Here is a 13,211-nt window from a genome sequence, read left to right as displayed (position 1 = left end):
ATAGCAATAGATATCTGATACGTAAAGCGTTATCGCTATAACCCACAACGGGAGTATATCAATAATCTAACGAACGGTTTTTCTGCGTATGACATCCAGTCTACGTAATACAACAGAACATTTGTCCTCTTAAGGATTAATTTTTCAGATTGGAAGCATACTAAGTTGTAATTAACATGGAACTATTACGAACCTCTTGAATCTGTAATGATCTTCAATATTACCGTGAGCAGCACGCTTCATATATTGGTTTTTCTCTGGCATATGCCTGTGCCCGTGCCTAACAATTAACCTCAGGCTAAAAGCTGGTTGATAAACGATCATACACATTACAGACTCCTCAACTCATTTTCAAAAAATGAGCCCGTATCCGGACAATTATTGTCATTTACTCATACCGTGGAATATTGGTTTAACAGATTGCCCGCACCAATAATTGTCGTTTCGTAATACAATTTAACAAGGTATCTTTAACCAGGCATCCTACGGTATCCTATCCGACCACTTGTATCTAAACTTTGGGCAACACCCAGGGCTTCCTGTAGCTAGGTGTAATCAGTGCATTTGCTGCAGGTACGTTTCCGAAATTTTTACTGGATGAGTTCCATACAAGGCGTGAATTTGTCCGGAGGGCAATGTTACCGGCGTGTGCATATTTTGCCACCAGACTACCATTCTCAATAGTACAGGCAGGGTCTTTTCCTGTTTTAATGCATTCAATAAAGTTCTTCATATGTAAGTCATGAGAATCAGTTCCAGACTGCTTTTCGATCAAAGGCACCTTATGTTTGTTTTGCTGATGATCCCATTCCGGGAAAAGCTCCCATCCTTCCCGGTCAATTACCAGTGTCGCATCATTTCCAATAAATGCAAGCCCATAGGAACGGCCATAAGGGCCCTTTTCCGTGCCAGCTGTATGTTCCCAGTTAATAATATAATCTTTTAACTGATAACTTACATTCATGGTATCAAAGGTTTCATGTGCATGATCCGGATAGGAGAAATTTCCACCGGCAGCAGTAACGGCAAGGGGCAACGTTTCAATATCCTTTGCCCATAATGCCATATCAATTAAATGCACTCCCCAATCGGTCATCAAACCTCCTCCGTAATCCCAGAACATGCGCCAGGACCCATGAAATCTTGCACTATTGAAACTACGTGCAGGGGCAGGCCCCAGCCACATATCAAAATCAATACCTGCTGGCACTGCGGTATCCGGCACCACCCGTTGTCCAATACCATAGTTAAAGTTGCCCCATATATTAACTTTACGCAACTGTCCTATTTTTCCGGATTTGATGAAATCCATTGCTGCTATCCAGTGCTGGCCACTACGTTGCTGTTGTCCCACCTGCACAATACGTTTATATCTCCTGGCGGCTTTCACCATAATATCACATTCCGCTATGCTATTCGCCAGTGGCTTTTCCACATAAATATCTTTCCCCGCTTCACAGGCATATACAAAGGGCAAACAATGCCAGTGATCCGGTGTACCAATGATAACAGCATCAATGTCTTTGTTCTCAATCAGTTTTCTAAAATCTTTATACTGCACCGGAGCTTTTCCCTGTAGCTTTTCTACTTCTTTACTCCTGCTGTTCAAAATATGCTCGTCAATATCGCAGAGTGCCGCACATTCAACACCAGGGAGCTTCAATGCATTTTGCAGGTCGCCAAAACCCATATTTTTACAGCCAATTAAACCAACACGTATTTTTTCATTCGGCGCATTGCTTTTGCCCCATACAATTAAAGGTGATGTAATGCTATTAACAATGGCAGTTCCTGCAATCAGCTTTACAGTACTATTTAAAAACTTGCGGCGGGAGGTTGACATAAGATTTAAATTTTGGGTGATTAACAGTAAGATATTAAAAAATAATACCAATAGCTACCCCTCCCTGCAAATTATCTTCCGCCGAAAAAAGTAAATACCTGCACTTTTCAGTACTCCTCAAAAAGTGCAGGTATACTTCCTCATCATTTTAGCGCGGTAAAAGACCACTCCCCGGCAGGTACCTTAAAGCAGATATGATCTTTATTGTCATTATTGACACCTGCAACGGTAGCCTGCTTTTTAAAACTACCTTTTTCCCATACCACCTTATTGCCCAATAATATCTTACGCCATCCCCTATCCGGGATACCCACCACAGCAGTTGTATTATCGGGGGCAGCTATTGTTAGGGTAAATTTATCCGGCAGGTTGACAAAAGCACTGCTGATCTTTCCGGCTACAGAAGCAATTGTGGCAGCAGCACTTTTAACCGGGCCAGGCTGCGGCATCACCTGAAATTCTTTATAAGCTGGTATCAATGGGGCAATACCACATAAATATTGAGATAAAATGGTCAGTCCACCCCCACTCCAGGCATGATTTACGGTACCTCCGCCAAAACCTTCCTTTCCTATTCCCCATCCTTCAAAAAGTGTAGTAAAACCCGGATAATTAACCATTCCGGTAAATCGCTTTTCATGACGCGCTAAAGCTTCTTTCACATATCCCATCCGGAACATTGCTTCAAATACATACTTTTCCATGTATGGACTGGCATGTTCGGCTGTCTGAAATACTTTCAGCAACGAAGGATATTTCTCCTTTCCTGCTACACCAGCTACGACCGCCAACGCTTGCGCCCGGTCATCCGTTTGTCCTTTATACGCAGGATCCCTGTAAGCGCTGCCTGTCCAGAACTGCTGATTAAAGGAAGTCGTAAACTCCTCCATCCAGGTGGCATATTTTGCTGCGTCGGCAGTGTTGCCCAACGTCAATGCCATATGATGCATTCCTTTTACTGCGAGGTAATACCACAGGTTAAATAACAGCAGCATGTCGCGTTCCTCTCCCCAGTCCCCCCATGTCCAATCACCGGTACGGAATTTCATCGTTCCTCTCCCATCCGGTACCCAGCTGTCCAGATACCGCTTAACCCCACTATACAATGCAGCTACAGTAGCCTTATCTCCTGTATGTAAATAATAGTTCCATAAGCCATAATAGCCCACACTGGCTGCTACCTGCCCTGGTAATTCTCCATTCCAGTTTCCTGCAGGTACAGGGGCATACAAACTGCTGTCCTCCCGCTGCCAGCTGACCAGCTCAAATAACCATTTCTTACTCAGTGCATGACTGGAAGGAGAAAGTGCATAAAAAGCCTGTCCCGATTCATTTACTGCATCACCGGTCCACTGTGCACGTTCCCGTTCCGGGCAATCCATATAAGTATCCCGCATATTGATATACAAGGTTCTCCTGGCTTTTTCCCATAACTTATTAAGAAATGGTTCAGAGCTGGTAAAACTACCTTCAAATGCAGCGTCATATCCTGTTTCCCGGTACTTCAGCCCAACTACCTTAATTCCCTTGGGTATAAAGTAATATACTTTGTGCCCGTTCATCCAGCCCGGACATTCAAACTGCTGCAAACCATCTCTGGTAATATACTCTGCTCTGACACTGATCTCGGGGCAATAGAACAGGTAATTATCTGTTGCCATCATGATACGTTGCCCTGCAGTTGCTTCTACCTCCAGATAAGGAGTCACCTGTGCATTATAGGGAAGTTCACATACAATGGTATCTCCGGTGCTGACTACCGGAAACTGCCGGGGATTTACATAGGAGGTAAGCCCGTGATCTTTCCACATGGGAATAGGCCGCAAATGCAGTTTATTCCAGGGGTATGCACCTGCTTTTCCTAACTCCATAGCTTCAAGCATCCACTTATCATCATAGTTGTTCTCCTGCCATTGTAATAACGCTTTACGGGCATCATACAGGATACTTGATTCCGACAACCTGAAATTAGGCAGGGGGGCACCTGCTGTTTGATAAGCCGGCTGTATAGCACATTTCCATGTCTTGTCACTGACAATCTCTGTACCGTTCACATCACAATCAAACAACAGCCCTGCACGGCCACTGCTCTTATGCGAAAAACCATCTTTACCAAAATACCATACCAATACAGCGATGGTGTTATTACCTGTTTTCAGATAGGCTGCAATATCTACTTCATCATAGTAGGTATCCATGGGATTAGGCCCCCGCTTCAATCCCCCTTCAAAAACCACCAGCTTACCGTTTATCCATAGCCAGTATTTACTGTCGGCAGCTATCCTGGCCATGGCATGAGCTGGTACCTGCCCCACATTTACCTGTTTACGATATGCCAGCCAGGTATTGGTGGCACTTTGATTTTCCATTGTGGCAATCCATTTTCCTTTCCATTCCTGTGCATGGACTTCACTGGTACCTAACACAATGGCTAATACCAGCATTACTATTCTACTCATTAATACTCCTTTTATTTACTTTTTGATGAACACTTTCACTTTACTAATTGCCTCACTGCTTGATCAGCCAGCAGGTTTGTTTAGTTTTTCTATTACTTACCTCCAGCAGATAATTCCCTGGCACGTAATGTTCTCCTATCTGATAGGTACCGTTCGCATTTCTTTTATTTAGCTGCTCTACTAATTGGCCCGCTGCATTCATGATCTTTATATTTACCGGCTCATTACCACTGCTGCTTACTTTTATTGTAAAAAAAGTACCAGATGGATTAGGGAATGTGCTTAAGGTAAATAATCCTTCCTGCTTCTGGCCAGGCGTTTCCTTTTGTACTATTGCAGGTGCTGCCTTACGGGCAGAGAAGGCGCATACCTGGTCCAGATCAGCATCTATCACTTCTCCTGAAAAATTGCTCATAAATCCTTCCGGCACCAATAATATAGGTGCCTGATGTGGCATGCTTCCCTGGTAAACAAAAGAACAACCCGTTACTTTATATACTTCCGCGTGCCCATATTCCTGCAAATAAGACCCATCAAAAAGTTGGTCATACATAAACAACCTGTTATACTGCTTCGTCATCACCCAATAAAAATCATCCATCCGGTCGCCGTAATAATCTGTCCAGGTGCTATCCATGGCTGCATTATCCAATGTATTGGTGGGCCTGATATAAGAGGGTTCTACTGCAGTATGTTCCCATGATTCATTAAAGCTGTTCAGCCATACACTGGCAGGGTTATGCTGCAATACTCTCAGCCATTGGCTACGGTATAACTCTCCCTGCTCACGTGGTGACCCTGAGCCTCCATTCCAGAACCCAGGCATCACGTCCATCACCTCATTGCCTGCAGGGTTACCGAATTTATTATAGATAGGCCAGCCATATGCATTACTGTAAATGGTATCATTATAGATAGCATTATACATCCAGCGGATCGTAAACTTATTGTAGTTGGGATGTGGCGTGCTGCCGGTATAATTGATAATCGCATTGCTGTTGGTCGTCCACTCTACAAAATGAACCAGCAATGGTTTCCCGTTCAGCTGATAATAGTCGTCCTGATTAGGCAGATAAAAATCGTTCCATGCCCATTGAGATTCCGATTCTATTACTGCCATTGCGGCATCTGTATTGGGTGCTGTACGGCTGCCTCCCATCGACACGCAGAAATACATCTTATGCTTACCTGGCCCAAGGTTGGCATTCCAGCGCTTGATACGCTGTATAAATTGTTTGGCCCGGTTATCTACCCACGCATTCACGCCATTGGTGAGATCAAACATAATATAAGTAAATCCCGCGTCGTGGATCATTTTCAGCTGTATGTCATTGATGGTGCTGTCGCCCGAATCATATGTACCTGTATGTCCTGGCAGCTGCGGTTCATAATCATTCCCCCATACCGTCCAGGTATCTGCATAAACCGCATCTCCCGTAGCTCCTTTATTACTGTTTCCCAGGCAAAGCCATTCCCCGTTAGACACAATACCTGCTTCTGTAATGCTGCCCGACATACTAGCCAGCAATTTTGCTGCAGGACCGGGCACAGCCCCTTTGGCATTTGCAGCACGATTGTTTACTACCCACCTGTGATTATAGGTATCGAAAACGGTACCGGTTGAATAATTGGTCCACCATTCACCGCCATCATAATAAACAATATCTGATTTACCATCTCTGTCCACATCATATACAAATCCCTGTTCCTTACCCGCACCAAAACCAGTACGCCAGGTACCACTCAAGGTAAACCCTGTTCCGCTGGATAACGCTACATTCCAGGCTCCGGTGGATTTCGTATAATGTATGGCATCCGCCTTTCCATCTCCATTTACATCTCCCAACATACGCTGGTTAGAGGAAGCATTGCCAAATCCAGTTATCCAGGGGCTAAAGCCTCCAAATCCATTTACGCCATTGGAAAGCCCTACATACCAATATCCGGGTAAGCCGGTATGGAAATAGATCACTGCATCATCTTTACCATCTCCGTTTACATCTGCCAGGAACTGATCTACGGAGCCCACGCCATTACCTATAGACCATTGAACAGGAGATATAAATGTGGTATCATTGGATAAAGCTACTTTCCAGCTGCCATCCGAAGGATTAAAATAAACTGCATCCTGCTTGTCATCTCCGTTCATATCTCCCATCATCGGTATAATTCCGGCAGGCACTGTATACGCCAGATATTTCCGGGGCGTTCCGAAATTTGTTCCATCAGATACTGCTACATACCAATCGCCGTTGCTGAAGTATGCTACTGCATCATCCTTTCCATCTCCGTTTACATCCTTCATAAAAAAATGCGATGCGCCGGTGCCAAAGCCCGACAAGCGCTTGTAAGGAGCTGACTTTGCAAATAAAGTAGAATAAAATATACCGGCATTTTTTTGTGCCGTTGCAATAAGCGGTGCGCCTATCCCCGCATACAGGCAGATAAATAGTATAACTGTTCTCATATGGAAGATTTGTTTAGTACATATTGGATCAGAAAGTTGTCTGTTGTATTGCTGCATAACTACTAACATCATCATCTCCGGCAGCTGAATAGTATATGGTATTTGGAAGTGCTACGTGGAATCAATAATCTTTATAACCTGTATCAACTAAGTTACAGTAGAATCGCCAGGAAAGGCAGCATTCCTTTTGCCATTTATAATACAATATTTACGTTATGCCGTGCAGGGAGCACAGCAAAGTTTTTGGAGTAAGTGCTAACGGGGATATGCTAATAAATCATGGCTTCTCTACAGACTTAAATCTACCTTACCTCCGGTTTTGACAGCCTGGTAAATAGCATCAATAATCTTCAGATCTTTCACTCCTTCTTCTCCGTTTACGGGTACCACCGGTTGTTTTCCTTCTAAAATAATGCCGGCCATTTCTTCCATCTGTACCGTTTGATGCGTAACATGAGGATGGGTCAACTCTCCTTTGTTGGTGCGTCCTTTGATAGGGCCATATCCTGTTGAAGGTTGCAATTCCGCAAATCCCTTCTCTCCGTTTAAGAAAAAACGGTCCAGGTTATTCATATTGTAAGTGGACAAACAAGAGGCAACAGCTCCTCCCGGAAAACCCAATTGAAACTGGATTGTTTCATCCACGCCTTCTTTGAACTTCACCAGGTCTGTTTTGGTTTCCTGTGCAGTAACCCAGACAGGTTCTTCTCCCACCATATACCGGGAGCCATTAATAGCATATATGCCTATATCCATCAGGGAACCTCCACCAGCTAATTGTTTATTCAATCGCCACTGATTAGGATCTCCTATTCTAAAACCACATAGTCCCTGAAAAAACAGGATCTTCCCAAAGTCCCCGCTTTTTCTCATCCGGATAATTTCCAGGGTTTTAGGTTCAAAATGCATACGATAACCTACCAGCAACTGTACATTCGCTTTCTTACAGGCGGCTACCATTTCCATTCCCTCCCTGGCATTCAATGCCATCGGCTTTTCGCAAATAACATGTTTTCCTGCTGCGGCTACCCGTATTACCTGATCATGATGTAATGCATTGGGTGTGGTAATATATACCACATCAATGTCTTTATTATCTTTTATCTGATCAAAGTTTTCATAATTGTAACAATTCTTTTCAGGAATAGAGAACCTGGATTGCCAGTCTTTAATCTTTGCCGGCGTGCCACTGATCACACCTGTCAATTTAGCCTTCACGCAGGCCCGCATAGCTTCTGCTACCATAGTGCCGTAACCACCCAATCCCATAATGGCTACCCGCAATACCGGGCCATGAGGCATATCCCGGCTATTGCTGCCATGGGCCCATCCGGCAAGTGGCAATAAAGGCAATGCTATTGCGGTAGCGGCAAGTTGCTGTAAAAAATCGCGGCGTGAATTCATAACGGGCAATTTGGTTATTTAAATTTAACTAATATTGTTAAAAGGAAGATGCCGTATATGTTTTATTATCCTCAATAAAACATATACGGCATCTTCTGCTTTTGTATAAAACACCTCCTGCCTACCAGGCATATATTACTTTACCACCTGAAAAAGTATTTGTTTCTTGTAAACACTATCCTTTTTCACTGCAGGGTCCAGCAAATGGAACACAGGCGTTAAACGCACTGCTGTCCCTTTTACCTGCCATACTTTCTCCGAAATCCGTGCTATCTCCGGCTGGCCTTTAAAAGTGGTTTCTGATGTACCGGAATATCCCAGTAATAAAGGACCGTAAGTAACATTATAATAGCCTGGGCGGGCATGCAGTACATTGGCCATCGGCATTAAGCGGGGCTGCATATCAAAGGTATATTCCAGCTGTGTGCCTTTACCCAACTTCGCATTTACCACTACAAAACCATTTTCCTGTTTAAAAGATACTGGTTTTCCGTTCATGCTTACCTGTAGATTAGTAGCCCAGTCTGGTGCAAACAATTCCAGCTGCACAGGGGCTTTTACATCTGATGCAACGACAGTAAAAGATACCTTGCCGGCAAAGGGATAACTGCTTTCCTGCCGGATGGTTACCTTTTGCTTACCAAAAGCGCTGGTTACTTCACTGGTGTTAAAAAAAGGAATCACCAACCGGTTATCTCCTGTAAAATAATTATACCGGATAGCCTGCGCCATGCCTTCTCCTCCACGCATGGTACAGCACCAGTAAGCCTCATCTTCAAACACTTTTAAGGTATTGCTTACAGGACCGGGGCAATTGTCGAGTCCAAAACCACCATTGTGCCGCTGTGTATGCGCTAATGCATTGTAATACATGGCATGGGCATCCTGCAAGAATAGCGATTCTCCGGTTAGCTGCCACAGCTGTGTGGCCACCATATAGGCATCAACAATAGCACAAGGTTCTGTCCAATCCGGACGTTCAAACCAGTTAAAGTTTTCGTAGTTCGCTGTTGTGGCTTCCTCCCGGTATAACTTATAGCGCTTTACTGCTTCGGTAAGCAGATAAGGATCTTTGTTGATCTCATAATAACGCAGCATTCCTCTTAAACCGGTTAAGGTGGCATGCGTTTGTGCATTGATCGCTACCAGGTCCATCTGTAAAAACCTGGCGATCATTTCATCTATCAATGCTTTTAACTCCGCAGACGGAAAAAGGCTGTAAGCTTGTATTACACCATCCATGAAAATAAAATCACAACCAATATCGGAAGATAACTGCCACCTGCCTATCGCATTCTGCTGGGTACCGGCTGCTTCCCCTACATGTTTTATTCTGGCAGCCGGATCAATAGGATATACACTATGCGCTCCTTTGGTAGGCAAGGCAAGGTTTTGGATGATATCCGATATATACCGCTTTACCGCCGGATCTTTTTTCCACTGATAGTATTCACATAAAGCACGTAAAAACCAGCCATGTCCGGACAGTTGCTGCTCAGCAATGGAATCAGTCATTACGGGCCCCAGATACCCTTTGCTGTTTAACTGCCTGGGCAGCATCTTCATCAGATCAGCCAGGTATTGCGGCTCCCGGTGGGTAGCCTGTGCCTGTAAAGTAAGTGCCAATATAATACGACCTTCATAATCGCCAGGCCAGCCGGCCGACGGACCAGCATGCTTTTCCGGAAAAACATTTGCTGGTGTATAGATGTCAGACTCAAGCCTGTCATAGTTTTTCAGCGCACGGGTAGCCAGCTCCCCTTTCATGTGGATTGCTGTATAAGGTACAGGCTTTATCTCTTCTTCGCCTGTTTTACCAGTGTTGTTTACCTTGCTGACACGCCCTATTGATTGCAATGCGGTGTTAATCACTTTTCCTTTAAAGCTGCCGATAAATCCTTTTGGCACCAATAAAACAGGGGCCATATGAGGCTTATTACGCCCGCATTTATCGATGGATTGGTCATTCACCACATAAATATCATTGCTGCCATCCTCCTGTAAATAACAGTCTTTAAAAAGCTCTCCGTACATATAAAGGCGATTATATTGTTTCGTCATGATCCAATAAAAATCGTCCATACGATGCCCGTAATAGTCTGTCCAGGTACTTACAAAGTTGGTGGTATTGGGAGCCGGTACTACATGCGAAGGCTCCACACTGGTATGCTCCCAGGTTTCATTAAAACTATTCAGCCAAATGCTTTGTGGTTTATGTTGTAACACCCGCAACCATTGATGGCGGTATAGTTCCCCTTGTTCCCGGCTGGCGCCTACCAATCCATTCCAGAAGCCCGGACTAACATTCATCACTTCGTTGCCTGCAGGATTACCATGCTTCTCCAATATAGGCCAGCCATATGCATTCACATTCTCCGGCCGGTCTTTTATTTCATTGTACATCCAACGCACGGTGAACTTGCTGAAGTAAGGCAGCTTACTTTCAAAAGTTTTGATATCCTCACTGTGCACAGGCTGCTCCACAAAATGGATCAGCAGAGGTTTCCCGTTCATGTTATAGTAATGCTCCTTATAAGGCACGTAAAATTCGTCCCAGGTACGTTTGGATTCTGCTTCACAGATATCAGCTGCAGCCTGACCTTTATTGCCCCGGCTGCCACCCATGGAAATACAGAAATACATCTTGTGCTGGTTACCGCTCAATTGGCTGTTCCAATGACCTATTCTCTCAACAAACCTTTTTGCACGGTCATCTACCCAGGCATTCCTTCCATTGGTAATGTCCAGCATGATATAGGTAAATCCGGCATCATGCATCATCTTTATCTGCAGGTCATTGATAACCGGATCACTGGCATCATAGGTACCAATATGCCCTGGTAACTGCGGGATATATTCATTCCCCCAGGCGGTCCAGGTATCTGTCAGCGGGGCATCCACCGTCGTTGTTTTACTGGTATTTTCCAGCACCAGCCACTCCCCTGCGGACACCACACATGCACCGGCAGCACTGCCGGAAAGATTGCCCGTTAAAATGGCTTCCGGTGCCGGACGGTTCCCTCTGGAAATCATTGTGGCAGGCCGGTGCCCCGACATCCAGCGTTGTTTGCTTTTTTCATCAAATGTTTGACCGGTACTATAACATACCCACCATGCTGCCTTGTCATAGTAAAGGATATCTGCCTTACCGTTTTTATCAATGTCATACACCAGCCCTTTCTCTGCTCCGGTACCAAAGCCGGTTTTCCAAACGGATGCGCTTGCAAATTTTTCACCTCCTGATAAAGCTACCTTCCAGGTACCTGTTTTATTATCAAAACACAAAACATCCGCTTTCCCATCACCATTTACATCTGCCAGCAAATGCTGGTTGGCGTCCTGCCCTAGTCCTGTTGCCCAGGGAGTAAATGCCTTAAATGTTTTTGTTCCATCAGACAGTCCCACATACCAGGCTCCTTTGCCCGGCTCATAAAAAACGGCGTCCTGCTTCCCATCTCCGTCCACATCTGCAAGGAAAGGTGTCGTTGTACCACCTCCCGCTGTGGTTGCCCACAACACCGGCGCTGCAAAGGCAGTACCCACCGATAATGCACAATACCAGTTGCCCTTTCCGGGATCAAAAAAAACGGCATCCTGCTTTCCATCTCCGTTTACATCCCCCATTAGTGGTTGCCACTTTTTAACATCGCCGCCGTCCGCAGGCTGGTACACCAGGTAGTCCTCCGGATTAACAAAACGTACGCCATCCGAAAGGGCTATCTGCCACCGGCCATTGTTATAGTAAGCTACTGCGTCGTCTTTACCATCTCCATTCACGTCTTTCAAAAACCAGGCGCTGGCATCTTTACCTAACCCTACCGCTCTTGAATAAGGGGCGGTTTTGGCAAAAATGGTCGTATAAAAAATACCGGCATTTACCTGCGCATAACTGTATTGTGTTGCTACCAGCAACAGACATATATACATGCCCGTGGCCAGACTCTTTATTTTTCCCATATTCACTCATTAATAATCATCAATCGAAAATATTCTTATACTGATACAATTTCACATAACGTAATCTGAACCATTGAAAATCCTGTATCAGGTTAGCTACAATCCCCACCGAAACAGCTTGCTCCTTATCCACAGTGAATGATAAGGAAGGGGCTGCAAAGGGGGTATGTCCCAATGCTCCCGAGATATCAGCTACATCCGGCAAAGTGTTAGCTGCAGCTGCTGCTAAATAAGCTACATCGTTCACGCCAAAACTTTCAAATTCTGCGGTAAATACGTACCGGGCAGCAGGCAATGTAACGGTCTGGTATATTTTACCATTAGGAATAGCGGGAGAACCATAACGCTCCATCCCCATAAAACCACCGCCACCATAGTCATCAAAACCTCCCAGTGTACCTCCCTCAAAATTCTTGACACTGTTGCTGGTTGTCCATACCGCCAGTAGTCCCCGGCGCCCGGTATTATTATCCGAACGGGTAAAAGGATTGCCTGCATTTTTGATATACTGTGCCGTAACATCTGTTTTAGCGCCCAGTAATACCAGATCTACATCTACCACAATGTTTAATGTAGACAATTTTTCATTGATTATATATTGGGAAGGGTTACTAATCCTGACAGACAGCACCAGGAGTTTTCCCAGATAAGGCTCCAGCTTATTAGCATCAAATACCACTTCAAAGCCTGCCTTTTCTCCTCCGGCTGTAAATGTTGGCGGTATAGTATATACACCTGCCGGAGCTACCAACCCCTTGTCTGTGTTTACTGTTCCTTTATCTATCAGTTTTTGTGCAGTGGTATCATCGGCAGTAACGGTTACGGTATAACCACTTTGTGGTTGTAGCCCTGAACGGGAAAGATATACCGGTATACGCAATTGTTTAGTGCTCTTCTCTGCTATATAATTCTTGCTGCTGCCTGGCACCAGGTAAGTAGTGGCCGTAGCTGCGGTAAGGTAGATATTCGCGGTGCCATCCGGCGATTCCGGCATTTTTTTGCAGGCGGTCATGCCTGCAGTCAATAGAATAATAATACCAGTGACGATATTGCTGAAATATTGTTTCATCTTCAATAAGAT

At 44.8% G+C, this 13,211-nt stretch carries 6 protein-coding genes; all 6 read right to left on the bottom strand.

Annotated elements, in window-relative coordinates:
* Positions 1–511: 511 nt before the first annotated feature.
* Positions 512–1,843, bottom strand: a complete 1,332-nt coding sequence (locus ABR189_RS01720) for a Gfo/Idh/MocA family protein (RefSeq protein ID WP_354658710.1) — start codon at positions 1,841–1,843, stop codon at positions 512–514.
* Positions 1,844–1,986: 143 nt separating this feature from the next.
* The gene (locus ABR189_RS01715; protein WP_354658709.1) at positions 1,987–4,302 is read right to left on the bottom strand and encodes an alpha-L-rhamnosidase-related protein; all 2,316 of its coding nucleotides are present in this window, start codon (positions 4,300–4,302) and stop codon (positions 1,987–1,989) included.
* A 52-nt stretch (positions 4,303–4,354) separates the two neighbouring features.
* The gene (locus ABR189_RS01710; RefSeq protein WP_354658708.1) at positions 4,355–6,769 is read right to left on the bottom strand and encodes a T9SS type A sorting domain-containing protein; all 2,415 of its coding nucleotides are present in this window, start codon (positions 6,767–6,769) and stop codon (positions 4,355–4,357) included.
* 288 nt (positions 6,770–7,057) lie between these two features.
* Positions 7,058–8,173: a Gfo/Idh/MocA family protein gene (locus tag ABR189_RS01705; RefSeq protein WP_354658707.1), complete on the bottom strand. Its 1,116-nt coding sequence runs from the start codon at positions 8,171–8,173 to the stop codon at positions 7,058–7,060.
* 135 nt (positions 8,174–8,308) lie between these two features.
* Entirely contained in the window at positions 8,309–12,130 is a 3,822-nt protein-coding gene (locus tag ABR189_RS01700; protein ID WP_354658706.1) for an FG-GAP-like repeat-containing protein, read from the bottom strand.
* Between the two features lie 19 nt (positions 12,131–12,149).
* The gene (locus ABR189_RS01695; RefSeq protein WP_354658705.1) at positions 12,150–13,199 is read right to left on the bottom strand and encodes a DUF5013 domain-containing protein; all 1,050 of its coding nucleotides are present in this window, start codon (positions 13,197–13,199) and stop codon (positions 12,150–12,152) included.
* Positions 13,200–13,211: the final 12 nt, after the last annotated feature.

This window comes from Chitinophaga sp. H8 (genome assembly GCF_040567655.1).
Lineage (GTDB): Bacteria > Bacteroidota > Bacteroidia > Chitinophagales > Chitinophagaceae > Chitinophaga > Chitinophaga defluvii.
This window is presented reverse-complemented; position numbering and strand designations above follow the sequence as displayed.

Bases quoted from the DNA above. Each gene is read 5' to 3' on its own strand.
- ABR189_RS01720 (WP_354658710.1), bottom strand. From the start codon at position 1,843: ATGTCAACCTCCCGCCGCAAGTTTTTAAATAGTACTGTAAAGCTGATT.
- ABR189_RS01715 (WP_354658709.1), bottom strand. From the start codon at position 4,302: ATGAGTAGAATAGTAATGCTGGTATTAGCCATTGTGTTAGGTACCAGT.
- ABR189_RS01710 (WP_354658708.1), bottom strand. From the start codon at position 6,769: ATGAGAACAGTTATACTATTTATCTGCCTGTATGCGGGGATAGGCGCA.
- ABR189_RS01705 (WP_354658707.1), bottom strand. From the start codon at position 8,173: ATGAATTCACGCCGCGATTTTTTACAGCAACTTGCCGCTACCGCAATA.
- ABR189_RS01700 (WP_354658706.1), bottom strand. From the start codon at position 12,130: ATGGGAAAAATAAAGAGTCTGGCCACGGGCATGTATATATGTCTGTTG.
- ABR189_RS01695 (WP_354658705.1), bottom strand. From the start codon at position 13,199: ATGAAACAATATTTCAGCAATATCGTCACTGGTATTATTATTCTATTG.